Raw genomic sequence first — 25153 nt, 5'->3', positions numbered from 1 at the left:
GCACGTGACGCTCCGTGGAACAGACACAATGGCCCCATGACGGACCACCTCCTCGCTGACCCGCACGCCCCCTGTCCCGCCGACCCACCCCCGTCCGGCGGCCCTCGGGACATCGTGATCCTCGGCTCGACCGGCTCCATCGGCACCCAGGCGGTGGACGTCGTGCTCAGCAACCCGGAGCGCTTCCGGGTGACCGCGCTGTCCGCCAACGGCGGGCGCGTGGCCGAGCTCGCCGAGCAGGCGCGGCGGCTGCGGGTACGCACGGTGGCCGTCGCCCGCGCCGACAAGGCCGACGACCTGCGCGAGGCGCTGCGTTCCGCCTTCGGCCCCGGCGAGCCGCTGCCCGAGGTGCTGGCCGGGCCCGACGCGGCGACCGAGCTGGCCGGCTCCGAGTGCCACACCGTCCTCAACGGCATCACCGGTTCCATCGGTCTCGCCCCCACCCTCGCGGCGCTCAAGGCCGGCCGGGTGCTGGCGCTGGCCAACAAGGAGTCGCTGATCGTCGGCGGTCCGCTGGTGAAGGCCGTCGCCCGCCCGGGGCAGATCGTCCCCGTTGACTCCGAGCACTCGGCACTGTTCCAGGCGCTGAAGGGCGGCACCCGCGGCGAGGTGCGGAAGCTGCTGGTCACCGCTTCCGGCGGTCCGTTCCGCGGCCGCACCCGCGCCGAGCTGGCCGACGTGACACCCGAGGACGCCCTCGCCCACCCCACCTGGGCAATGGGCCCGGTGATCACCGTCAACTCGGCCACCCTGGTCAACAAGGGCCTGGAGGTCATCGAGGCCCATCTGCTGTACGACATCCCCTTCGACCGCATCCAGGTCGTCGTCCACCCGCAGTCCGCCATCCACTCGATGGTGGAGTTCACCGACGGTTCCACGCTCGCCCAGTGCGGCCCGCCCGACATGCGGCTGCCCATCGCTCTGGGCATCGGCTGGCCCGCACGGGTGCCGGACGCCGGGCCGGTCTTCGACTGGACGCAGGCCATGTCCTGGGACTTCTTCCCGCTGGACGAGGACGCTTTCCCCTCCGTCCCGCTCGCCTGCCACGTCGGCGCGCTCGGCGGCACCGCCCCCGCTGTCTACAACGCCGCCAACGAGGAGTGCGTCGACGCGTTCCTCGCTGGCAGGCTGCCCTTCACGGGAATTGTCGATACGGTCGCCTCTGTGGTCGAGGAGCACACCGGCGCGCCCACGGACGGCTCGCCCGGCGGAACCGACCTGACGTTGACCGGTGTCCTGGAGGCCGAAGAGTGGGCGCGGGCGAGAGCCCGCGAGCTGGCCGCCCGGGCGGTAGTGGAGGCGCGCGCATGACGACCCTGATGTGGATCCTCGGCATAGTCGTCTTCGCGATCGGCCTGCTGATCTCCATCGCCTGGCACGAGCTGGGCCACCTGACCACGGCCAAGATGTTCGGCGTCCGGGTGCCGCAGTACATGGTCGGCTTCGGTCCGACCCTCTTCTCCCGCCGCAAGGGCGAGACCGAATACGGCATCAAGGCCATCCCACTCGGCGGCTACATCCGGATGATCGGCATGTTCCCGCCCGGCGACGACGGGAAGGTGCGGAAGCGTTCCACCTCGCCGTTCCGCGGCATGATCGAGGACGCCCGCGAGGCCGCGTACGAGGAGCTCCAGCCGGGCGACGAGAAGCGGCTGTTCTACACGCGCAAGCCGTGGAAGCGCGTCATCGTCATGTTCGCCGGGCCGTTCATGAATTTGATCCTGGCCGTGGCGGTCTTCCTCGGGGTCCTGATGACCTTCGGCGTCAACACCACGACCACGACGGTGGCGAGCGTCTCCGACTGCGTGCTGCCAGCCTCGGCGTCCGTCGACGAGAAGTGTCCGGAGGGCGCCGCCGACACGCCCGCGGAGAAGGCCGGGCTGCGGCCGGGCGACACCTTCGTGTCGTTCGACGGCCAGAAGGTCACCGAGTGGGAGCAGCTCCGCGAGGCCATCCGGAAGACCACCGGCGAGGCCACCCTCGTCGTTGAGGGCAAGGACGGAGAGCGCCGCACCCTCCAGGCCGACCTGGTGGAGAACGAGGTCGCCAAGATCGGCGAGGACGGTCGGCAGGTCGAGGGCGAGACGGTGACGACCGGCTTCCTCGGCTTCCGGCCCGCGTCCGGCGTGGTCGAGCAGTCCTTCCCGCAGGCCGTCGACCGGATGGGCGACATGATGGTCGCCGGATTCGAGGCCCTGATCGACCTGCCGTCGAAGATCGACGATCTGTGGGCCGCCACGTTCGGCGACGCGGAACGACGGCAGGACTCACCGATGGGCGTCGTCGGCGCGGCCCGCGTCGGCGGGGAGATCTTCTCCCTCGACATCCCGGCCACGTACCAGATCGCGATGATGCTGCAGATGGTGGCGGCGTTCAACCTGTCGCTGTTCCTCTTCAACATGCTCCCGCTGCTGCCGCTGGACGGCGGGCACATCGCCGGCGCGCTGTGGGAGTCGCTGCGCCGTGGCGTGGCCAAGGTGCTCCGGCGACCCGACCCCGGCCCGTTCGACGTGGCGAAGCTGATGCCCGTCGCCTACGTGGTCGCCGGCGCCTTCGTCTGCTTCACGCTGCTGGTGATGGCCGCGGACATCGTCAACCCGGTCCGTCTCACCGGATAGCGCCGCCCCTCGAAGGGTGACGGCCGTACGCCCGTCCGCGGGCATCCGGCCGTCACCCTTCGTGTGGGTTTGACCGGCGCGATGTGCTGACCGCGTACCGGGTGCCGTAATCTCGGATCCGGAGCCCGCTCGACGATCTCGGGACCATGATCCACACCTTGGGGTTGCACCGCCGATGACAGCGATTTCGCTCGGAATGCCGGACGTACCGACCAAGCTCGCCGACCGCCGCGTCAGCCGGAAGATCCAGGTCGGCCCGGTGGCCGTGGGCGGCGACGCCCCCGTCTCGGTCCAGTCCATGACCACCACCCGCACCTCGGACATCGGCGCGACGCTCCAGCAGATCGCCGAACTCACCGCATCCGGCTGCCAGATCGTGCGCGTCGCCTGCCCGACGCAGGACGACGCCGACGCCCTCGCCACCATCGCGCGGAAGTCGCAGATCCCGGTCATCGCCGACATCCACTTCCAGCCCAAGTACGTCTTCGCCGCCATCGACGCCGGCTGCGCCGCCGTCCGGGTGAACCCGGGCAACATCAAGCAGTTCGACGACAAGGTGAAGGAGATCGCCAAGGCCGCGTCCGCCGCCGCCACCCCGATCCGCATCGGAGTCAACGCGGGCTCGCTCGACAGGCGGCTGCTCCAGAAGTACGGCAAGGCCACCCCCGAGGCCCTGGTCGAGTCGGCGCTGTGGGAGTGCTCGCTCTTCGAGGAGCACGGCTTCCGCGACATCAAGATCTCCGTCAAGCACAACGACCCGGTCGTGATGGTCAACGCCTACCGGCAGCTCGCCGCGCAGTGCGACTACCCGCTGCACCTCGGCGTCACCGAGGCCGGCCCCGCCTTCCAGGGCACCATCAAGTCCGCGGTCGCCTTCGGCGCCCTGCTCTCCGAGGGCATCGGCGACACCATCCGCGTCTCCCTCTCCGCGCCGCCCGCCGAAGAGGTCAAGGTCGGCATCCAGATCCTGGAGTCCCTCGGCCTGCGCCAGCGCCGCCTCGAGATCGTCTCCTGCCCGTCCTGCGGCCGTGCCCAGGTCGACGTCTACAAGCTGGCCGACGAGGTCACCGCCGGACTGGAGGGCATGGAGGTGCCCCTGCGCGTCGCCGTCATGGGCTGCGTCGTCAACGGTCCCGGCGAGGCCCGCGAGGCCGACCTCGGCGTCGCCTCCGGCAACGGCAAGGGCCAGATCTTCGTCAAGGGGGAGGTCATCAAGACCGTTCCCGAGTCGAAGATCGTCGAGACGCTCATCGACGAGGCCATGAAGATCGCCGAGCAGATGGAGAAGGACGGCGTCGCCTCCGGTGAGCCTGCCGTCTCCGTCGCCGGCTGAACGACGCGAAGGACCTCACCCGGGTGCGGCGGTGCCGTCACCCGGGTGACGGCGTCCACGGGGGAGCGCCAGCCGGACGGCGCGGCCGGAGTTAGAGTTCCCGCAGGACCCAGCGGGCCATGGCCCCCGTACCGGCGAGGTGAGGCGATTCGTGCTGACGACCACCTCGATACGGGTCCTCGAACCCGACGAGCTCGACTCCGCGCTGTCCGTACTGCACCGCGAACCAGTCAACAACGCCTTCGTCACCGCCCGCGTCCAGGCCTCCGGCCTCGACCCGTGGCGTCTCGGCGGCGAACTCTGGGGCTGGTACCGCCACGGCCGACTGGAGTCCCTCTGCTACGCCGGCGCCAACCTGGTGCCGCTCTGCGCGAGCCCGGAGGCCGTACGCGCCTTCGCCGAACGCGCCCGGCGGCAGGGCCGCCGCTGCTCCTCCATAGTCGGCCCCGCGGCCCCCACCGCCGCGCTCTGGTCCCGCCTCCAGCCGCATTGGGGCCCCGCCCGCGAGGTCCGCCCGCACCAGCCGCTGATGGTCACCGAATCGGTTCCGCAGGACGTCGCCCCCGATCCCTTCGTCCGCCGGGTCCGCAAGGACGAGATGGACCTGGTCATGCCTGCCTGCATCGCGATGTTCACCGAGGAGGTGGGCGTCTCGCCGCTCGCCGGCGACGGCGGCCTCATCTACCAGGCGCGCGTGGCCGAACTCGTCGGTTCCGGCCGCTCCTTCGCCCGCTTCGAGGGCGACCGCGTGATCTTCAAGGCCGAAATCGGCGCCGCCACCCCGCACGCATGCCAGATCCAGGGCGTCTGGGTCGCCCCCGAACACCGCGGCCGCCGCCTCTCCGTCTCCGGCATGGCCGCCGTCCTCCGCTACGCGCTGACCGAGATCGCCCCCGTGGTGAGCCTGTACGTCAACGACTTCAACACCGCAGCCCGGGCCTCGTACCGGCGCGTCGGCTTCCGCGAGGTCGGCGCGTTCATGAGCGTCCTCTTCTGACGCGCGCCCCACGGACGATCAGCTAGTAGCCTCCCCGCCATGCGGCATACTTCCGGACACCACCACCCGGACCCCCGAGCGGTGTCCATCGGCCCCCTCGACCTGGCCGCACGCGTCGACGAGGCCCTCGCCGTGCAGGCGCTGGCCTTCGGGCTCACCGACGACGAGGTCGCCGTCCGGCACCACATCGTGCTGCGCCACCTGACCATGACCGGCGCCCGCGCCCTCGGCGCCACCACCGACGAGGGCGACCGGCTGGTCGGCTTCGTCTACGGCATGCCCAACGACCGCACCCAGTGGTGGTCCACCGTCGTCCACCCCTACCTGCGCCAGGAGGGCCACGACGCTTGGCTCGGCGACGCGTTCGTGATCACCGAGCTGCACGTCCTGCCCGCCTTCCAGAACCGCGGTCTGGGCCGCGCGCTCATTACCGGGATCACCGACGGGGCCGACGAGCCGCGGTCGATCCTCTCCGCGCTCGACACCGAGTCCCCGGCCCGCGCGCTCTACCGTTCGCTCGGCTACCGCGACCTGGCCCGCCGCGTCCGCTTCCCCTCCGCGAGCAGCCCCTACGTCGTCATGGGCGCGCACCTCCCCCTCCGTCGCCCGCCGGACAGGTCCTAGCACCGGCCGGTGAGACGGAGAGGGGCGGACGGCGTGCAGGAGCCGGAGGAGCGCCCTCGTGGACGTCGGCCACCGGCGCCTCGGATACGTATTTCCGCCCGGCCGCCGACAACGGATAACCTCCTGTTTTCACCGCCTCACGCCTGCGGCGCGGGGCGGCACCGCACCTCACCACCAGCAGGAGACCCCCGATGGCAGCCCGAGTCCAGCGCATGTCCCGCACGATGCTGAAGACGCTGCGCGACGACCCGGCCGACGCCGAGACGCTCAGCCACAAGCTTCTCGTCCGGGCCGGATACGTCCGCCGCGCCGCGGCCGGAATCTGGACCTGGCTCCCGCTGGGCAAGCAGGTGCTGGAGAACGTCACCCGCGTCGTGCGGGAGGAGATGGACGCCATCGGTGCCCAGGAGGTGCTGCTGCCCGCGCTGCTGCCCAAGGAGCCCTACGAGCAGTCCGGCCGCTACGAGGAGTACGGCGACCTGCTCTTCCGCCTCAAGGACCGCAAGGGCGGCGACTACCTCCTCGGGCCGACCCACGAGGAGATCTTCACCCAGGTCGTCAAGGACCAGTGCGCGTCCTACAAGGACCTGCCGGTGATGCTGTACCAGATCCAGACCAAGTACCGGGACGAGGCCCGCCCCCGGTCCGGCATCCTGCGCGGCCGCGAGTTCACCATGAAGGACTCCTACTCCTTCGACGTGAGCGACGCCGCGCTGGAGGAGTCCTACCGGCTGCACCGCCAGGCGTACCAGCGGATCTTCGAGCGGCTCGGCCTGGACTACCGCATCGTGTCCGCCGTCTCCGGCTCGATGGGCGGCTCCGCGTCCGAGGAGTTCCTCGCGCCCGCCGCGGCCGGCGAGGACACCTTCGTCTACTGCCCGGCCTGCGGGTTCGCGGCGAACACCGAGGCGATGACGACCGCCCTGACGCCGGCCGACGGTTCCGGCCACCCGCCGGTCGAGGACCTGGACACACCTGACACCCCGACCATCGAGACGCTCGCCGAGCACCTCGGCATCCCCGCTTCGGCCACCCTCAAGAACCTCCTGGTCAAGGTCGACGGCGAGATCGTCGCCGTGGGCGTCCCCGGCGACCGCGAGGTCGACATGGGGAAGCTCGCCGAGCACCTGGCGCCCGCCGAGGTCGAGCTGGTCACCGCCGACGACTTCACCGACCGCTCCGACCTGGTGCGCGGCTACGTCGGCCCGCAGGGCGGCATGGCCGGCAAGGCGTTCCGCTACCTCGCCGACCCGCGCGTCGCCCCCGGCACCAGCTGGGTCACCGGGGCCAACAAGGCCGACACCCACGCCCGCAACGTCGTGTGCGGCCGCGACTTCGAGGTCGACCAGTACCTCGACGTCGTGGTGGTCGAGCCCGGCGACCCCTGCCCGCGCTGCGCCGAGGGCATCACCCTCGACCGGGCGATCGAGATCGGCCACATCTTCCAGCTCGGCCGCAAGTACGCCGACGCGTTCGAGCTGGACGTGCTCGGCCAGGACGGCAAGCCGGTGCGCGTGACGATGGGCAGCTACGGCGTTGGCGTCTCCCGCGCGGTGGCGGCACTGGCCGAGCAGACCGCCGACGAGCAGGGGCTGTGCTGGCCCCGCGAGATCGCCCCGGCCGACGTGCACGTCGTCGCCGCCGGCAAGGCAGCGCAGACCGAGCTGGCGCTGGAGGTGTCCGAGCAGCTCGGCGCCGCGGGTGTACGCGTTCTGGTCGACGACCGTGCGGGAGTGTCGCCCGGCGTGAAGTTCACCGACGCCGAGCTGATCGGCGTGCCGACCATCCTGGTCGCCGGGCGGCGCGCGAAGGAGGGCGTCGTCGAGGTCAAGGACCGTCGGACGGGCGAGCGCGAGGAGATGCCGGTCGCCGACGCGGTGGCCCGGCTGGCCGCGCTCGGCTGAACGACCCCCGGACGGGGCGGCGGGAGCTCCGGCACCCGCCGCCGGTTCGGCGGATCAGCCCTGGTGCGGCGGGCCCCAGCGGGCACCCTGCTCCGGGCCGAGAAGGGATTCCCCGGCTCCACACCTGCTCCACACCGGGTCCGGAACGGTCCGGCCGCGTCACAGCCAGCCGGCGAACTCCAGCAGCGCCTCGCCGTCCTGCCGGTCGCCGCGCCACACGTGGCGCACGCCGGACCGCACGGACCGGAACAGCGCCCACCCCCGGAGTCGTTCGCGATCCAGCTCCAGCGCGTCCGCCAGCCGGTGAATCCGGCGCCGGGTCGCCGCCGGTGCGCCCGCCGAGGCCATCAGGTCGTGCAGCCGGTCGCGGACCAGCCGCGCCAGGTCGTACGCCGGCTCGCCCACCAGCGGGTCCGGTCCGACCGCCAGCCACGGTGACCGTTCCGCGGAGGCGGACAGGACCGCCCCCTGCCGGAAGTCTCCGTGCAGCAGCACAGGTCGGGGCGTGCCGGACAGCAGCCCGTCCCGCAGCTCCAGCGCCTCGTCGACCAGCGGACGCGCCTCCCCTGGCGTGTGCGTCCGCATCATCTCCGCCTCCGCGGCGGTACGTTCGGCCACCTGCTCGAAGCCGTGCCCGTCCGCGGGCGGCACCCACAGGCGGCGCAGCGCCGAACTGGCCTCCAGCATCGCCTTGGACTCGGGCAGCGAACGCAGCGACACCTCCCCGTGCAGGCGTTCCAGCAGCAGCGCGCCGTCCTCCGGTGCCGCACGCACAAGCCGTACGGCGCCCAGGCCGTCCCAGCACGCCAGCGCCTCGGCCTCGCGTGCGGCCGAGGTGCCGGGGGCGGTCAGCTTGAGGGCGGCGGGCGTGCCGTCCGTCTGCCGCACCAGCACCACCAGGCTGGTCCGCCCGCCAGGGGAGACCACCCGCTCGTCCGTCAGATCCCAGCGCTTCAGCAGCGTCTCCAGCAGGCCGGGCAGCTTCTCCAGCCACTTCGCGGCCGCCGCGGCTTCGTCCCCGTCCGGGTGGCCGTGCAGGGCGCGCACCAGCCGCTGCGGTGGGTCGAGAGGCAGTACGGAGGGCATGTGCCGGACGGGGCCTTTCGCGACGGCGACGGACGGTCAGAGCGGGTGGGACTCCTTCGTCGGCCGGCCCGGTGCGCCGGTCCGTCCCGGCACCGACCGTTCGGTGAGCCCAGGGAAGGCTACGCCCGTGCCGCGCCAGCGCACCGCGCGGAGGGCCGCTTCGCGCAGCGCCGCCGCGGCGTCGCGCCGCCGCCCGTCGGCCGAGGCCCGCACGAGGTCGGCGTAGACAGCGGCCACCCGGTCCTCCAGTTCGGCCGCGAGGCGCAGCGCCGCCTCCGCGTCCGGGACGTCGAACGGGAGCGCGTAGGCGGCGGCTGCGGGCTGCGGGGTGCCGCCGAGGTCACGCACCCGGCGGCGCAGTGCGTCGCGGCGTGCCTTGTGCGCCGCGTAGGCGGCCCGCGCCGCGCTGCGGCGGTCCTGCGCGATCCGGCCGCCGACCACGCCGTAGCCGTACACCGCGGCGTGCTCGGCGGACAGCGCCGCCTGGAGCGCGGTGAGTTCGGCGGCGGAGCCGACGGCGGATCCCGGCTCCGCCTGCCGTGCGGTCGTCATGCGGCGTCGCCTTCCGTGAGCAGCAGGGCGTGGGCGCTGCCGGCCGCCGCCACCGAGGCGAGCAGGCGGGCCAGTTCGGGCGGGGCGTCGACCAGGTCGCGCATCCGGGTGGCGGCGGTGCGGCGTTCGGCCTCGGCCAGCGCGGTCAGCGCCCGCTTCTCGTCGCCCGGTACGGCCGTGCGGCTTCCTGCGGGCGGTCCGCCCGCAGGGCCTTCGCCACCGCCGCCCTTCCGGTCGTGGCCGGCCCCGCTGTCCTGGCCGCCGCCCGCCTGATGCGGTGCGGAGAACGCCTCCACGTGTCGGGCCACCGCCTCACGCAGCGGTGCCAGCAGTCCGCCGAGCGCCGGGTGCACCGCGGCCGTGCTGGTGTACCGGGTCAGCAGGTCCCGGCTGTCCGCCGCGGCCGCACGCCGCAGGCGTCGGGCGGCGTCCACGCGGCGGCGCCGCTCCTCCGGAGACTCCCCGCCGTCCGTGCAGCCGGCGGTGGTGCCGGCCACGAACGTGGCCCCGACCGCTCCGGCCAGCAGCACACGTCGCGGGGGGCCGCTACGGGGGCTGGGCGCACCGGGGCCGGCGGTCCCGCCGGGCGTCGTGGACGGCATGGTGCACTCCCAGAAGCAGTGGTTCGCGCCCGCCGGTCGCGCGGGAACGGCGCACGGGCGCGGCCCGCACCGGCTCGGCGGGCGGTGATCACGCCAGGTGAGGTTACCTGTGCGATTTCCTGCTTTCCTTCCGGGGCGCGTGTGGCGCGCCAGGGGCGCACTCCGGTGGGGCACGCGCCGTACTCCATCCGGCCGGGACGGGTCCTCACGGCGGACGTGTCGGCTCCCGTACTCCGGGTACGGGAGCCGCGGAGGGCGGGGCGTCACGCGGCGTCCCCACCCGGTCCGGAGGACCCGCCGCAGACGATAGGCTGGCCCCGGACACGCGAACTTCCCTCCACAACAGCACACGCGGCCGAGGAGTCACCCGGATGAGCACCACCCAGAGCGAGAGGCTGCGCGGGCTGATGGAACCGCTCGCCGGCAACAGGGGGCTGGATCTCGAGGAGATCACGGTGACCCCCGCCGGGAACAGGCGTGTCCTGCGCGTCGTGGTCGACTCCGACGAAGGCGTGCAGCTCGACACCTGCGCCGAGGTCAGCCGCGAGATCTCCGTGGCCCTCGACGAGTCCGACGTGATGGGGGGCGCCCCCTACGTCCTGGAGGTCACCTCGCCCGGGGCCGACCGCCCGCTGACCGAGCCGCGGCACTTCCGCCGCGCCGCCGGCCGCCTGGTCAGAGCGCAGCTCCACGAGGGCGGCGAGCTCACCGCCCGCATCCTGTCCGTCGACGAGACCGGACTGGACGTCGAGGTGCCGGGCGTGAAGGGCCGAAAGCCCACCGCGCGCCGCCTGGAGTTCGACGAGATCGCCAAGGCCCGCGTGGAGATCGAGTTCAACCGCAAGGCCGCGGAGAAGGCCGTACAGCAGAAGGCAGACCGCATGTCCGCGTCCGCCGACGACGAGAGCCAGGAGGAGGCGTAGCCGTGGACATCGACATGAGTGCCCTGCGGGGACTGGTCAGGGAGAAGGAGATCTCCTTCGACCTGCTGGTCGAGGCGATCGAGTCGGCTCTGCTGATCGCCTACCACCGCACCGAGGGAAGCCGCCGCGACGCCCGCGTCGAGCTGGACCGCAAGACCGGTCACGTCACGGTGTGGGCGAAGGAGAGCCCGGAGGACCTACCCGAGGGCGCCGAGCCGCGCGAGTTCGACGACACACCGAGCGGTTTCGGCCGGATCGCCGCCACCACCGCCAAGCAGGTCATCCTGCAGCGCCTGCGCGACGCCGAGGAGGAGGTCACCTTCGGCGAGTACGCGGGCCGTGAGGGCGACGTGGTCGCCGGCGTCGTCCAGCAGGGCAAGGACCCGCGCAGCGTGCTGGTCGACATCGGCAAGCTGGAGGCCATCCTGCCGCCGCAGGAGCAGGTACCCGGCGAGGAGTACGGTCACGGCACCAGGCTGCGGACCTACGTCGTCCGTGTGGTCAAGGGCGTGCGCGGGCCGTCCGTCACTCTCTCCCGGACCCACCCCAACCTGGTGAAGAAGCTCTTCGAACTGGAGGTCCCGGAGATCGCCGACGGTTCGGTCGAGATTGCGGCGATCGCCCGCGAGGCCGGCCACCGGACGAAGATCGCGGTGCGCAGCACCCGCTCCGGCCTGAACGCCAAGGGCGCCTGCATCGGCCCGATGGGCGGCCGGGTGCGCAACGTCATGGCCGAGCTCCACGGCGAGAAGATCGACATCGTCGACTGGTCCGAGGACCCGGCCGAGCTGGTGGCGAACGCCCTGTCTCCGGCCCGGGTCAGCAAGGTCGAGATCGTCGACATGGCGGCCCGTTCGGCGCGGGTGACGGTGCCCGACTACCAGTTGTCGCTGGCCATCGGCAAGGAGGGTCAGAACGCCCGTCTCGCCGCACGTCTCACCGGCTGGCGCATCGACATCCGGCCGGACACCCCGGCGGCGGAACCGACGGCCGAGCCGGCCGCGGGGCAGCAGGCCGGCACGGGCGCCGAGCAGTCCTGACGGGGCACCGGGTGGCACTCCCCGTGAGGGACACCCGGTGTGAGGAGGTAGACTTAAGCAGTGTCTCGCCGGACACGCGCCCGAGTATGCCCCGAACGCACCTGTGTGGGCTGCCGGGAACATGCGGGCAAGGCCGTTTTGCTGCGTGTGGTGATGATCGAGGGACGCATCGTTCCCGATCTTCGCGGTACGCTGCCCGGCCGGGGTGCATACGTGCACCCGGCACAGCGGTGTGTCGATCTGGCGGTCCGCCGCCGGGCGTTCCAGCGGGCCTTCCGGGTCCAGGGGCCGCTCGACACCGCGGAACTGCAGCATCTGCGGTTTCCGTAAGCACACAGAGCCGTAAGAAGCCTGCGCGGAACCCCGCGCGGGTCAGGTACCTCGCGAGTCGGAAGTAGGTCGAGATTGCGATGAGCACTCGATGAGTACGCGATGAGTACGCCCATGCACAAGTAGCGAAGGTCCGGCGGAGACCCACCCCCGGACCGTAAGGAGCGAAGTGGCTAAGGTCCGGGTATACGAGCTCGCCAAGGAGCTTGGAGTCGAGAGCAAGGTCGTCATGGCCAAGCTCCAGGAACTCGGCGAGTTCGTCCGATCGGCCTCCTCGACGATCGAGGCGCCGGTCGTGCGCAAACTCACTGACGCGCTCGACGCGGGCGGCACCGGTGGTGCCAAGAAGCCCGCGGCGAAGCCTGCCGCGCCCAAGAAGGCGGCGGCCAAGCCTGCCGCGCCCAAGCCGGGCGCCCAGGCCCCCAAGCCCGGTGCCCCGAAGCCGGGTGCACCCAAGCCGGGTCAGGCCCCCAAGCCGGTGGCCGAGACCCCGACGCCGGGCGCGGCCGCGCCGAAGCCCGGCCCCAAGGCCCCGGCGCCCAAGCCGGGTCCGGCTCAGCCTGCGCAGCCCGCGCCGGCTGCCAAGCCGGAGTTCACCTCCCCGCCGGGCCAGGCTCCCAAGCCCGGTGCCGCCGGCCCGCGTCCCGGTGCGCCCAAGCCCGGTCAGGGCGGCGCCCGTCCCGGTGCGCCCAAGCCCGGCGGTCGTCCCTCCGGCCCGCGCCCGGGGAACAACCCCTTCACCTCCGGTGGCTCCACCGGCATGGCGCGCCCGCAGGCGCCCCGTCCGGGCGGCGCCCCCAAGCCGGGCGGCGGCCGTCCGGCCGGGGGTCCGGGCCAGGGCGGTCCGCGTCCGCAGGCCCCGGGCGGCGGTCGTGCCACCCCGGGCAACATGCCGCGTCCGCAAGGCAGCGGCGCCGGTGCCGGCGGTCCGCGTCCGGGCGGCGGCAACCGTCCGAACCCGGGCATGATGCCGCAGCGTCCCGCTGCCGGCCCGCGTCCCGGCCCCGGCCGCGGCGGTCCCGGCGGTCGTCCGGGTGGCGGCGGTCGTCCCGGCGGTGGCGGTCGTCCGGGCGGTGGCGGCGGCTTCGGCGGTCGTCCCGGCGGTGGCGGCGGTTTCGGCGGTCGTCCCGGCGGCGGCGGTCGTCCCGGCTTCGGCGGACGCCCCGGAGGCCCCGGTGGCCGCGGCGGCACGCAGGGTGCCTTCGGCCGTCCCGGCGGTCCGGCGCGTCGTGGCCGCAAGTCGAAGCGGCAGAGGCGCCAGGAGTACGAGCAGATGTCGGCGCCGTCGGTCGGCGGTGTGATGCTGCCGCGCGGCAAGGGCGAGACCGTCCGGCTGTCGCGTGGTGCCTCGCTGACGGACTTCGCGGAGAAGATCAACGCCAACCCGGCGTCGCTGGTCCAGGTGATGTTCAACCTGGGCGAGATGGTCACCGCGACCCAGTCCGTGCCCGACGAGACGCTGCATCTCCTCGGCGAGGAGATGAACTACGTCGTCCAGATCGTCAGCCCGGAGGAGGAGGACCGCGAGCTGCTCGAGTCCTTCGACATCGAGTTCGGTGAGGACGAGGGCGGCGAAGAGGCCATGGTGGCCCGCCCGCCGGTGGTGACCGTCATGGGTCACGTCGACCACGGCAAGACGCGTCTGCTCGACGCGATCCGCAAGACCAACGTCATCGAGGGTGAGGCCGGCGGCATCACCCAGCACATCGGCGCCTACCAGGCGAAGACCGAGGTCAACGAGGAAGAGCGGAAGATCACCTTCATCGACACCCCGGGTCACGAGGCGTTCACCGCCATGCGTGCCCGCGGTGCCAAGTCGACCGACATCGCGATCCTCGTGGTGGCGGCCAACGACGGTGTGATGCCGCAGACGATCGAGGCCCTGAACCACGCCAAGGCGGCAGAGGTGCCGATCGTGGTCGCGGTCAACAAGATCGACGTCGAGGGTGCGGACCCGACCAAGGTCCGCGGCCAGCTGACCGAGTACGGGCTGATCGCCGAGGAGTACGGCGGCGACACCATGTTCGTCGACATCTCCGCCAAGCAGGGCGAGAACATCGAGGCCCTGCTGGAAGCCGTGGTCCTCACCGCGGACGCCGCTCTCGACCTGCGGGCCAACCCCGAGCAGCAGGCTCAGGGTCTCGCCATCGAGGCGCACCTCGACCGCGGCCGCGGTGCGGTGGCCACGGTGCTGGTGCAGCGCGGCACGCTGCGCGTCGGTGACACCATGGTCGTGGGCGACGCCCACGGCCGGGTGCGCGCGATGCTCGACGACAAGGGCGAGCACATCAAGGAAGCGGGTCCCTCGACCCCCGTCCTGGTGCTCGGTCTCACCAACGTCCCGGGCGCCGGCGACAACTTCCTCGTCGTCGAGGAGGACCGCACGGCACGTCAGATCGCCGAGCGCCGCGCGACCCGCGAGCGGAACGCGTCCTTCGCCAAGCGCACCCGTCGCGTCTCCCTGGAGGACCTGGACAAGGCGCTCAAGGCCGGCCAGGTGCAGAACCTCAACCTCATCATCAAGGGCGACGCGTCCGGTTCGGTCGAGGCCCTGGAGTCCTCGCTGCTCCAGCTCGACGTCGGCGAAGAGGTCGACCTGCGCATCCTGCACCGCGGTGTGGGTGCGGTCACCGAGACCGACATCGACCTGGCGACCGGCTCCGACGCCATCGTCATCGGCTTCAACGTGCGCGCCGAGGGGCGTGCCACGCAGCTGGCCGACCGCGAGGGCGTGGACGTCCGCTACTACTCGGTGATCTACCAGGTCATCGAGGAGATCGAGGCGGCGCTCAAGGGCATGCTCAAGCCGGAGTACGAAGAGGTCGAGCTCGGCACGGCGGAGATCCGCGAGGTCTTCCGCTCCTCCAAGCTCGGCAACATCGCGGGTGTCCTCATCCGCTCCGGCGAGGTCAAGCGCAACACCAAGGCCCGCCTGCTGCGCGACGGCAAGGTCGTCGCGGAGAACCTCAACATCGAGGGCCTGCGTCGCTTCAAGGACGACGTCACCGAGATCCGGGAAGGCTTCGAGGGCGGTATCAACCTCGGCAGCTACAACGACATCAAGGTCGACGACGTCATCGCGACGTACGAGATGCGGGAGAAGCCCCGCGTCTGACGCGCACGCGTGCCGGGGCCGGTCGGCGGAGCGGAATCTCCGTCGATCGGCCCCGGCTGCTGCCGTTACGATCACCGGGTGTATGTGGGGACTCTCTCTTTCGATCTCCTGCTGGGCGACGTCCACTCGCTCAAGCAGAAGCGGTCCGTCGTCCGTCCGATCGTCGCGGAACTCCAGCGCAAGTACGCCGTGAGCGTCGCCGAGGTCGGTGAACAGGACCTGCACCGCCGGTCCTGCATCGGCCTGGCGGCGGTCTCCGGCGACCCGGGCCATCTGACGGACGTCCTCGACCGGTGCGAGCGGCTGGTCGCCGCCCGGCCCGAGGTGGAACTGCTGTCCGTCCGGCGGCGCTTCCACGGCGAGGACGACACTTGACGGCACCACCCGGCAGCACACCGCACCACCCGGCACCACAGCAAAACGAGCACCACCGAGCAGAACGACAGGAGACGGACCAGTGGCCGACAACGCACGGGCGAAGAGGTTGGCGGACCTCATCCGTGAGGTCGTCGCGAGGAAGCTGCAGCGGGGCGTCAAGGACCCCCGCCTCGGCTCCCACGTGACGATCACGGACACGCGGGTCACCGGCGACCTGCGGGAGGCGACCGTCTTCTACACGGTGTACGGGGACGACGAGGAGCGCGAGGAGGCCGCGAAGGGCCTGGAGAGCGCCAAGGGCGTCCTCCGTTCCGCGGTCGGCGCGGCGGCGGGGGTCAAGTTCACCCCCACCCTCACCTTCGTGCCCGACGCCCTCCCCGAGAACGCCAAGACCATCGACGACCTGCTCGCCCGGGCCAAGGCCTCGGACGAGGAGGTCCGCAAGGCGTCCTCCGGCGCCGTGTACGCGGGCGAGGCCGACCCCTACCGTCGGCCCGCCGAAGACGCCGAAGACGCCGACGCGTCGGACGGCACGGACGACGGGGACGACGAGGGCCGGTCCGCGTGAAGCGCAGGGATCCGCTGGAGCCCGGCGGGCTCGTCGTCGTCGACAAGCCCGCCGGATTCACCTCGCACGACGTCGTCGCGAAGATGCGCGGCATCGCCCGCACCCGCCGTGTCGGCCACGCCGGCACCCTGGATCCGATGGCCACCGGCGTGCTCGTCCTCGGGGTCGAGCGGGCCACCAAGCTGCTCGGCCATCTCGCGCTGACCGAGAAGGAGTACGTCGGCACGATCCGGCTCGGCCAGACCACCCTCACCGACGACGCGGAAGGGGAGACGACCTCGGCGAAGGACGCCTCCGGCGTCACCCGTGAGGCGATCGAGGCGGGTGTGGCCGCACTGACGGGGGCTCTCATGCAGGTGCCGTCGAAGGTCAGCGCCGTGAAGATCGACGGCAAACGGTCCTACAAGCGGGCTCGCGAGGGCGAGGACTTCGAGATTCCCGCACGACCCGTCACCGTCTCCGCTTTCGCGGTGCACGGCGTGCACGAGGACCACGCCGACGACGGCACGCCCGTCGTGGACGTGCTCGTCTCCGTGGTCTGCTCCTCCGGCACCTACATCCGGGCGTTGGCCCGCGATCTCGGTGCCGGCCTCGGCGTCGGCGGCCACCTCACCGCGCTCCGTCGCACCCGCGTCGGCCCGTACCGGCTGGACGGAGCCCGGACGCTGGAACAGCTCCAGGCCGAGCGCAACGAGACCGATGCCGTCTCGCTGCTCCCCCTGGGCGAAGCCGCCGCCGCGGCCTTCCCGCGCTGGGACGTCGACGCGCGCCATGCGCAACTGCTCCTCAACGGCGCACAGATCACGATGCCCGGCGCGCTGGCCGCCCACGAGGGCCCGATCGCCGCGTTCGGCCCGGAGGAACGCTTCCTCGCGCTCGTCGAGGCACGCCGCGGCCGCGCCAAGAGCCTCGCCGTCTTCGCAGCCCCGGCCTGACACGCCCGCCGTGGGACGGGACGCGGCGCGCCTCGCGCCGTCCCGGCCCACGGCCTCCCTCCCTCGGGCACTCAGTGTCTGTCCCTCCCCGGCCGCGGAATCACCCGCGCAGCGGGGCGCGCGGAGGGATTCGGGGCGCATGCGGCACACCCGGGGGCGCCATCAGGAGCAAGCCCGCCCCGTGGCCTCGGCAGGTGTCCGCGAGAACACACCGGGTCCGCTGCGGTGGCGGGACACCGTCATGGCACCCTTGGACCCGCACCGTTTCATCAGGTAACCGCGAGGAGCAGCACCGTGCAGCGCTGGCGTGGCTTGGAGGACATCCCGGAGGGGTGGGGACGCAGCGTCGTCACCATCGGCTCGTACGACGGGGTGCACCGCGGACACCAGCTCATCATCGGCAAGGCCGTCGAGCGCGCCCGCGACCTGGGCGTGCCCGCCGTGGTGGTCACCTTCGACCCGCACCCGAGCGAGGTCGTGCGTCCGGGCAGCCACCCACCGCTGCTCGCGCCGCACCACCGCCGTGCGGACCTGATGGCCGAGCTGGGCGTCGACGCGGTGCTCGTCCTGCCGTTCACGCAGGAGTTCTCGCAGCTCTCGCCGGCCGACTTCGTCGTCAAGGTCCTCGTCGACAAGCTGCACGCGCGCGCCGTCGTCGAGGGCCCCAACTTCCGCTTCGGCCACAAGGCGGCCGGCAACGTCGACATCCTCGCCGAGCTGGGCGCCACCTACGACTACGACGTCGACGTCGTGGACCTCTTCGCGCGCGGTGAGGCCGGCGGCGGCGCGCCGTTCTCCTCCACCCTGACCCGCACGCTGGTCGCCGAGGGCGACGTGACCGGCGCCGCCGAGGTGCTCGGCCGCCCCCACCGCGTCGAGGGCGTCGTCGTCCGCGGTGCGCAGCGCGGCCGTGCGCTCGGCTTTCCCACCGCGAACGTGGAGACGCTGCCGCACACCGCGGTGCCCGCGGACGGCGTGTATGCCGGCTGGCTCACGGTCCTCGGCGAGGGCGCGCCGGAGGCCATGCCCGCCGCCGTCTCCGTCGGCACCAACCCCCAGTTCGACGGCACGGAACGCACCGTCGAGGCGTATGCGATCGACCGCGTCGGCCTCGAGCTGTACGGACTGCACGTCGCCGTCGACTTCCTGGCCTGGATCCGTGGCCAGGAGAAGTTCGACAGCCTCGGCGCGCTGACCGACCGCATGACCGAGGACGTCGACCTGTGCCGCACGCTCGTCGCGGAGGCCGACGCCGCCGGAGCCACGCCGCGCGCTTGACCCGCACGGCGTCGCCGTGGCCCGAGCGACGACCTGCCCGCCGAGAGCTCCTCGCCGTGCGCCCCGCGCGCACCCGTTGACACTCACGTTTCGCTCAGATGCCTTGCACCCAGGGAGACTTGGGTCGACCCTGCTGTGACGCGTACCGCACGGTCGGTCACGCGGGCAGAGCCGACGGGGGAAGGGGGCACGGCGATGCGGGAGCTTGCCGGCGACGCGCTGGAACTCGCGGGGCGTTCCGAACGGGACCGCGCGATACGGGAGTGGGTCCGCACCTGGTTCCTGCGCACGAAGGGAGTGCACCCCGAACTGCCCACGCTGCTCCTGCTGGGAGCGCGGGGCAGCGGCAAAACCACACTGCTGCACCACCTGCGCCACTGGGCCGCCGCCGGCCCCGTCGCCCACCTCGACCTGTCCCGGCTCGGCGACACGGAGAGCGCGAAGCCCATCGACCTGCTCGCCCGGATCGTATTCGACCTGCACGCGGACAAGCCGCGCGTCCCGAAGCTGACGTTCCCCACCTACGGTGTGCTGGCGCTCGCCCTGTCCACGCGCGTCGACCGGGACAGCCGGGCGACCGCCGTCCAGCAGATGCGTGCCGCGCTCAATGCGCGCACCGGGCGGGGCGGCGAGCACATGCGCGGTGTCGTCGAAGCCCTCGTCGACACCGCGGCGGCCATCGCCGGCAGCCCAGCCGCCGTCGGTGCGGCACTGCGGCTGCTGCCCGGCTGGGACTCCGACTGGGCCAGTGTGCGCACGCGGCGCCAGCTCGTCCGTCTCCGTCGCCGCTACGGCGGAGGCTCCCACCAGGACGTCGTCGTGTCCCTCAACCGGCTCTACAACGAGCAGGAGGAGGCCGAGCGGCGGCTCGCCGAGGCGGCGCTCTTCGACGCGTTCCTCGCCGACCTCCACGACGCCTACCGGAGCCGCCGCGGCAACCACCACCGCACCTCCCACTGCCTGCTGCTGCTGGACAACGCCGACAGCAAGCAGGGCGACGACTTCCTCCGGCTCCTGCTGGAGGCGCGCGACCGGGCCGGCCACTCCGACCCGTTGCTCGTCGTGGCCACCGCAGCCGCCCGGCCCGAGGTGCTGATGCGCCGCGAGGGCAGTACCGGGCGCGACCACCACGGCTACCAGCGGGCATGGGAGGATGCCCGCAGGTTCCGTCCGGTTCCGGTGGACGACGTGCTGCACGTCGGCCCGCTCCGCAACCTCGACGCGCGCGAGGTCGACGCGGTGGTCGAGAGCGCGCTGCGCAGCCAGGCCCGCCAGGTCGAACTGCCCGAGGTCGACAACGCCGGGCAGTGGCTCGGCTGGCTCGTCCACCAGCTGACCCGCGGCCAGCCCGCCGCCACCGCCGCCGTCGTCGGCACCCTGTGCCTGCGGGGGGACGCTGAGACGTGGCCCGACCGGCTGCGGCAGCTGTTCACGCCCGACCTGGTCGGCGCCCTGCTCGACCGCCTGCTGCCCCAGCGCACCAGCCCCGAGTTCCGCGCCCAGCTCGCCCGTGCCGCCGTCGCCGTCAACCTCGGCGACGCGGGGGCCGCGCGCGACCTGTGGGAGGAGGACGCGGGGGAAGCGCTCGGCAGCGAGTTCCGGCACTTCTCCGGCGATCCGCTGCGCACCATGCGCATCGAGACCGGCGACGACCGCACCGACGGCGCCCACGAGATGCTGCACCCCCTGCTGCGCTTCCTGCTGCTCCGCGAACTCGCCGGCGCACCGCCCGCCGACGACGGAACCGAGGCGTGGGAGGCCGCCCAGACGGCACTGGGCAACCGGGTCCGCTCGCGCCTCGCGGAAGGCCACGAGGACGACCGTTGGGCGCTCGCGTACCACGACCTCGCCTCCGGCCGCCTGGAGAGCGCCGCCCGCTACCTCGACGGGCGCTTCACACAGATCCCCGCCGCCGAGTGGTGCACCGAGCTCTGCCGTCTCCGCCGCGCGCCGATCCGGACGCGCGGCGGCGCCCCGCCCGAGCCGCCGCGCCGGCTCTTCCGCGACCTGGTCGCCTTCCTCGCCGACGACGGACGCCCGCGCAGCGCGCGCACCAAGACCGTCACCCGCCTGCTCGCCGCCTGCTGGATCAGCCCGGAACCCGCCGACGATCCGGCCACCGACCGGGTGGGCGACCCCTACCGCAACCCCCTGGGAGACCCCTTCGCCGATCTGTACGACGACATCCGCGAGGAGTTCCTCACCCTCCGCGGCATGGTCGACGACGGCACGGACCGGCACGTGCTCCTACTGAAGTCCGAGCAGTACAGAGGGAGGCCCTGGTGGTGACGGAAGAGCAGTTGGAGATCCCGCAGCCGCCCCCGCGCTGGTGGCTCCGCATCGGGCTCACCCTCGTGGTGGTCTGCGCCCTGGTGGCCGGAGGTCTCTGGGCCCACCGGCACTTCCTCGTGCGCTGCGCCGACGGCGTCAGCCGCGTCGGGCCGGACGCCGCCTGCATCGGCGTCACCGACGGCGACCATGTCTTCCACGAGGACCTGACCGAGGTCATCGGTCTCATCCGGGAGGAGAACCGTCGCGTCGAGGAGTCCGGCGAGCCGTGGGTGAGCATCGCCTACTTCGAGCCCATGACCCTGGGGGAGGGCGACAAGGGCACCAGCAGCATCGAACAGGAACTCCAGGGCGCCTACCTCGCCCAGTACGCCCTGAACCGGCCCGACCTGGGCGGCGAGGGCTCGACCCCGCAGATCAGACTCCTGCTCGCCAACCCCGGCAGCGGCTCCGCCCAGTGGGAGACGGTCGTCGAACAGATCCTCGGCATGACCGACGGTCCGAACCCGGTCGTGGCGGTGGCCGGGTTCGGCCAGAGCAGAGCGACGACGAAGAAGGCCGTGGAGCGGTTCCGGGAGCACAGGATCCCGATGGTCGGCTCGACGGTGACCGCCGACGGCCTCAGCGAACGCGGTGAGACCAGCTTCTTCCGCGCCGTCGCGCCCAACAGCGACCAGACGGCAGCAGTGGTGGAACACCTCCGCCGGAGCCAGCGCGAGGACGAGGACTTCACCGTCCGGCTCGTCGAGGACGGCAACGACCACGACATCTACAGCAGCTCCCTGCGGCAGGGCTTCGTGCGGGCCGCCCGGGACAAGGGCCTCCGCGTCGATCCGGTGACCCTCCGGTTCCTTTCCAACGAGAACAGCGCCGGCAACGCGCTGGCCACCGTCGCCGACAAGGTCTGCGACGACTCCTCCCGGGCCGACGCCGTCTACTTCGCCGGCCGCGGCCGCGCCCTCAAGACCTTCATCGAGGCCGCGGGCGCACAGGGCCGCACCTGCCCCACGACCGTGTACTCCGGGGACGACGCGGTCGGCATGTTCTTCGACCTCACCCAGTTCGAGGACGCCGCGGCCTACCGGGCGTTCCTGCGGCGCTGGGACCAGAGCGCCGTGCAAGTGCAGTACACCGCTCTCGCCCACCCGGACGCCGCCGCGACGATCTACGCCGGCGACACGAGGAACCCCTACGCAGACTTCCTGGAGTGGTACGAGGAGAGGTTCACCAGCGAGGCGGACCTGTACAGCGGGCAGGCGATGCTCGGCTACGACGCGACCTTCGCCGTCGGTCTCGCCGTCCGCAGCGCGACCGGGGAGAACACCGACAAGGAACTGTCTCCCGGCGACGTCCGCCAGATGCTCGGGTCGATCAACGGGGAGACCGCCGTCCGCGGGGTCAGCGGCCCCCTGTCCTTCGGCCGGTACGGCAACCCGGAGAACAAGCCGCTGCCGCTGGTGCGCCTCGACCCGGCGGGGGACACCCACCACTACGTGCTGGAGGACGTGCTGAGCCCCGAAGGTCCGCGCGAGGGCGGCTGAAGCGGCGGCGACGCCTGAAGGGGGAGGGACCGCACGGCGTCGCCGGCCGCCACCGTGAGGGGTGAGCGGCCCGGCGGCGCCGGCGCCTCACTGCTGGGGCGGCTGCTGTGGCCAGCCCGCGCCGGCCTGCGGGTACCCGCCCTGCTGCGGCGGCTGACCGTACGGCTGTTGCTGCGGCTGGCCGCCCTGCGGCTGCCCGTAGGGCGGCTGCGGCACCCCCTGCCCGTACCCCTGCTGGCCCCAGCCGGGCTGGGCGCCCGGCTGGCCGCCGTAGCCCTGCTGCGGGTAGCCGGGCGCACCGGGCATCGGCGGCGCCTGCTGCGGCGGCGGATTGCCGTTCGAGGTCCACAGGCCCTGCTCCTGCTGGGCGCGGGCGAAGTCCTCCGCGATCAGCGCGGCGAGATCGAAGTACGCCTCCCGCGTCTTCGGCCGCATCATGTCGAGGTCCAACTCCGCGCCGGCGGAGAGGTGTTCGTCGAACGGCACGGTCACCACGCCCCGGCAGCGCGTCTCGAAGTGCGACACGATGTCCTCGACCTTGATCATCTTGCCGGTCTCACGGACCCCGGAGATCACCGTGATGCTGCGTCGCACCAGGTCGCCGTAACCGTGCGCGGACAGCCAGTCCAGCGTCGTACTGGCGCTGCTCGCGCCGTCCACGGACGGCGTCGAGATGACGATCAGCTGGTCGGCGAGGTCCAGGACCCCGCGCATCGCCGAGTACAGCAGGCCGGTGCCCGAATCCGTGAGGATGATCGGGTACTGGCGCCCCAGGATGTCGATGACCCGGCGGTAGTCGTCGTCGTTGAACGTCGTCGAAACCGCGGGGTCCACGTCGTTCGCCAGGATCTCCAGACCCGACGGCGCCTGCGAGGTGAACCGGCGCAGGTCCATGTAGCTGTTCAGGTACGGAATGGCCGACACCAGGTCGCGGATCGTCGCCCCTGTCTCCCGGCGCACGCGGCGGCCCAGCGTGCCCGCGTCCGGGTTGGCGTCGATGGCGATGACCTTGTCCTGCCGCTCCGTCGCCAGCGTGGAGCCGAGCGCGGTGGTCGTGGTGGTCTTGCCGACCCCGCCCTTGAGACTGATGACCGCGATCCGGTAGCACGACAGCACCGGCGTACGGATCAGCTCCAGCTTGCGCTGGCGCTCCGCCTCCTCCTTCTTGCCACCGAGCTTGAACCGCGATCCGGCCTTCGCCGGGTTCTGCGAGCGCGGCTTCTTGTTCCTGCCACTCACCAGCCGGTCGGAGGACAGCTCCACGGCCGCGGTGTAGCCCAGCGGCGAACCGGCGTGCGACTGGCGGCGCGGGTCCTGCGCCGGGTCGCCCACGCCGTGCGGCTGCGGGCCCGTGGCCGTGCCGGGCGAGCCGTGCTGCGGGTGGTGCGGCGCCTGCTGCGGCGGCGGCTGGGGGGCCTGCTGGGGGGCGTTCGGCTGCGCTGCGGGAGGCTGCTGGCCCGGCTGCGCGGCGTGCGGAGCCTGCTGCTGCGGGACCTGCTGGGCGTGCGGGTAGCCGTAGCCGGGAGCGGGCTGCTGGCCCGGCTGTGACTGCGCCGGGTACGGCTGCTGCGGCTGGTGCTGCGTCGGTGGCGGCGTCGGGCCGGGGTAGCCGTAGCCACCCTGCGGGCCGGGCACGCCGGGGTGCCCGCCCTGCGGCTGCTGCCCGGGGGGCTGCGCCTGCGGCTGGGCCGGGCCGGGGTAGCCGTACCCGCTCTGCTGGGCGGGCGGCACGGCCCCGTGGGCCGGGTGCGGGTAGCCGTACCCGGCCTGCTGCGGCTGTTGCGGCTGGGGCTGCATGGGGGGCTGCTGCGGCACGGGTGCACCCGTGCCCGGCGCGTCCCCCGACGCCGCCCACGGCGCTCCCGGCGGGGGAGTGGCGGGTCCACCGGCCTGCTGCGCCGGGTCCGCGGGCGGGAACTGCGGCGGCAGCGGCGGCAGTCCGCCCTGACCGGCACCCGCTCCCTCGGGGAACTGCGGCGGGGCGGGCACGACCTGCGCGGGTCGGCCCTCGGCCCCGGGAGCGTCCTCCAGCGCGGGCGGCGCGGGTGCGGCGGGAGCCTCCGGAGCCTCGGCGGGTGCGGACGCTACGTCGGGGGCGTCAGTGGCGTCGGGGGTGAGCGGACCGGTGTCCGCGTCCATGGCGGCGGAGGACTCCTCCCCGTCGCCGTCGTCCTCGGCCTCCGCGCCCTTCGTGCCGCTCTCCGCGGAGTGCGGAGCGGCTGCGCCGTCGTCCGCGCTCTCCGGCGCGCTCTTACCGGAGGACTCCTCCGGAGAGAAGGAATTCCCGGAATCGTCGCCCGGGCCGGCGACCGGCTCGGCGACAGCGTCCTCCTCGTCCGCGGCGACCGGAGTGTCCGGTGCGGACTCCTCCTGCGCCGTCTCCCGTTCCTCGCGCTCGCGCCGGAACTGCTCCATCTCCCGCCGCAGTGCGGCGGCCGAGAAGCGGACCGTGTCCCCGCTCTCCAGGTCGCCCCCCTCAACCGGGGGCTGTCCGGTGGCCTGCTCCGCGGGCGCGTCGGTGAACGACCCCGGCCCACTCGCGCCGCCGGGGCCCTGGACCCCGGGGCCGGGCGCGGGGGCGTCCGGGGAGCCCGGAGCGTTTTCCTCCGGGCTCAACTGCGGGAACGACGGTGGCGCGGACGCAGCGGGCGGCGGGCCGGGGACGTGCGGCGGCGGCCCTTGAGCGGCGGGTGGCCCCTGCTCGGTCGGAGACCCGAACGGGCCGCCCGGCACCCCGGCGCCGTAGCTCCGCGGGTCGGCGGTCTGCGGGGGCTGCGCCGGCCCGTGCCCGTACGGTCCCTGTCCGACGGGCGGCGGCGGAGGAGGCGGTGGAGCGGGAGCGGGCGGCGGCGTCGGCTCGGCGTCCTGCGTGTACCAGGCCGGCGGCGTGTAGTCGATGGTGAACTGTCCCGTCGACTCCGGGTCGAGATCGGACTCGTTCTCCGCGTCGAAACGATCGGTGTCGCGGTTCGCACCCCCGACGCGGAATTCGTCCCGATCGCTACTCACAATGCCTCCCGCTGGTCCACACCCCGATGTG

At 72.8% G+C, this 25153-nt stretch carries 20 protein-coding genes; 16 read left to right on the top strand and 4 right to left on the bottom strand.

The annotated features are described in order from the left end of the window. Positions 1–36: 36 nt before the first annotated feature. From dxr to E4198_RS05290, 6 genes are all read left to right on the top strand, one after another. Positions 37–1311, top strand: a complete 1275-nt coding sequence (dxr, locus tag E4198_RS05315; protein ID WP_136182151.1) for a 1-deoxy-D-xylulose-5-phosphate reductoisomerase — start codon at positions 37–39, stop codon at positions 1309–1311. Further along, complete coding sequence (locus tag E4198_RS05310) at positions 1308–2618, top strand: site-2 protease family protein (RefSeq protein WP_136182150.1); 1311 nt, start codon at positions 1308–1310, stop codon at positions 2616–2618. Before dxr ends, E4198_RS05310 begins: the two co-directional genes overlap by 4 nt. A gap of 175 nt (positions 2619–2793) precedes the next feature. Then, positions 2794–3951, top strand: a complete 1158-nt coding sequence (gene ispG / locus E4198_RS05305; protein ID WP_027763919.1) for a flavodoxin-dependent (E)-4-hydroxy-3-methylbut-2-enyl-diphosphate synthase — start codon at positions 2794–2796, stop codon at positions 3949–3951. Positions 3952–4102: 151 nt separating this feature from the next. After that, positions 4103–4948, top strand: coding sequence for a GNAT family N-acetyltransferase (locus E4198_RS05300; RefSeq protein ID WP_136182149.1), 846 nt, complete (start codon positions 4103–4105; stop codon positions 4946–4948). Positions 4949–4987: 39 nt separating this feature from the next. Continuing rightward, positions 4988–5572 carry a GNAT family N-acetyltransferase gene (locus E4198_RS05295; RefSeq protein WP_136182148.1) on the top strand — a complete coding sequence of 195 codons (585 nt, stop codon included), beginning with the start codon at positions 4988–4990 and terminating at the stop codon, positions 5570–5572. 191 nt (positions 5573–5763) lie between these two features. Further along, entirely contained in the window at positions 5764–7476 is a 1713-nt protein-coding gene (locus tag E4198_RS05290; RefSeq protein ID WP_136182147.1) for a proline--tRNA ligase, read from the top strand. Positions 7477–7635: 159 nt separating this feature from the next. Here the strand turns inward: E4198_RS05290 and E4198_RS05285 are convergent, their stop codons facing one another. Genes E4198_RS05285 through E4198_RS05275 form a run of 3 tightly spaced genes read right to left on the bottom strand, consistent with a single transcriptional unit; the run spans position 7636 to position 9716 of the window. Beyond that, complete coding sequence (locus E4198_RS05285) at positions 7636–8562, bottom strand: aminoglycoside phosphotransferase family protein (protein WP_136182146.1); 927 nt, start codon at positions 8560–8562, stop codon at positions 7636–7638. A 36-nt stretch (positions 8563–8598) separates the two neighbouring features. Then, positions 8599–9114: a DUF4439 domain-containing protein gene (locus E4198_RS05280; protein ID WP_136182145.1), complete on the bottom strand. Its 516-nt coding sequence runs from the start codon at positions 9112–9114 to the stop codon at positions 8599–8601. After that, the gene (locus E4198_RS05275; protein WP_136182144.1) at positions 9111–9716 is read right to left on the bottom strand and encodes a hypothetical protein; all 606 of its coding nucleotides are present in this window, start codon (positions 9714–9716) and stop codon (positions 9111–9113) included. The genes E4198_RS05280 and E4198_RS05275 overlap by 4 nt, the downstream gene beginning before the upstream one ends. A gap of 371 nt (positions 9717–10087) precedes the next feature. On the opposite strand from E4198_RS05275, the gene rimP reads away from it, so the two are divergent. From rimP to E4198_RS05225, 10 genes are all read left to right on the top strand, one after another. After that, positions 10088–10639, top strand: coding sequence for a ribosome maturation factor RimP (gene rimP, locus E4198_RS05270; protein ID WP_136182143.1), 552 nt, complete (start codon positions 10088–10090; stop codon positions 10637–10639). Between the two features lie 2 nt (positions 10640–10641). Continuing rightward, positions 10642–11679, top strand: coding sequence for a transcription termination factor NusA (nusA, locus tag E4198_RS05265; RefSeq protein WP_136182142.1), 1038 nt, complete (start codon positions 10642–10644; stop codon positions 11677–11679). 60 nt (positions 11680–11739) lie between these two features. Next, entirely contained in the window at positions 11740–12009 is a 270-nt protein-coding gene (locus E4198_RS05260; protein ID WP_136182141.1) for a YlxR family protein, read from the top strand. A 169-nt stretch (positions 12010–12178) separates the two neighbouring features. After that, positions 12179–15124 carry a translation initiation factor IF-2 gene (gene infB / locus E4198_RS05255; protein WP_136182140.1) on the top strand — a complete coding sequence of 982 codons (2946 nt, stop codon included), beginning with the start codon at positions 12179–12181 and terminating at the stop codon, positions 15122–15124. Between the two features lie 78 nt (positions 15125–15202). After that, positions 15203–15499, top strand: a complete 297-nt coding sequence (locus E4198_RS05250) for a DUF503 domain-containing protein (protein ID WP_027763930.1) — start codon at positions 15203–15205, stop codon at positions 15497–15499. Positions 15500–15581: 82 nt separating this feature from the next. Further along, positions 15582–16070: a 30S ribosome-binding factor RbfA gene (gene rbfA / locus E4198_RS05245; protein WP_136182139.1), complete on the top strand. Its 489-nt coding sequence runs from the start codon at positions 15582–15584 to the stop codon at positions 16068–16070. After that, positions 16067–17005, top strand: coding sequence for a tRNA pseudouridine(55) synthase TruB (gene truB / locus E4198_RS05240; protein ID WP_136182138.1), 939 nt, complete (start codon positions 16067–16069; stop codon positions 17003–17005). Before rbfA ends, truB begins: the two co-directional genes overlap by 4 nt. 294 nt (positions 17006–17299) lie before the next feature. Next, entirely contained in the window at positions 17300–18283 is a 984-nt protein-coding gene (locus E4198_RS05235; RefSeq protein ID WP_136182137.1) for a bifunctional riboflavin kinase/FAD synthetase, read from the top strand. Positions 18284–18478: 195 nt separating this feature from the next. Beyond that, a complete protein-coding gene (locus E4198_RS05230; protein WP_136182136.1) occupies positions 18479–20572 on the top strand; it encodes an ATP-binding protein in 2094 nt (697 codons plus the stop codon). Continuing rightward, the gene (locus E4198_RS05225; protein ID WP_136182135.1) at positions 20566–22113 is read left to right on the top strand and encodes an ABC transporter substrate-binding protein; all 1548 of its coding nucleotides are present in this window, start codon (positions 20566–20568) and stop codon (positions 22111–22113) included. Before E4198_RS05230 ends, E4198_RS05225 begins: the two co-directional genes overlap by 7 nt. 87 nt (positions 22114–22200) lie before the next feature. Here the strand turns inward: E4198_RS05225 and E4198_RS05220 are convergent, their stop codons facing one another. Next, positions 22201–25122: an SCO5717 family growth-regulating ATPase gene (locus E4198_RS05220; RefSeq protein ID WP_136182134.1), complete on the bottom strand. Its 2922-nt coding sequence runs from the start codon at positions 25120–25122 to the stop codon at positions 22201–22203. Positions 25123–25153 lie beyond the last annotated feature (31 nt).

It is taken from the genome of Streptomyces sp. RKND-216, from assembly GCF_004795255.1.
GTDB classification, from domain to species: Bacteria; Actinomycetota; Actinomycetes; order Streptomycetales; family Streptomycetaceae; genus Streptomyces; species Streptomyces hazeniae.
Note: the sequence above shows the minus strand (reverse complement) of the source record. Positions and strands in the feature narration are given on the sequence as shown.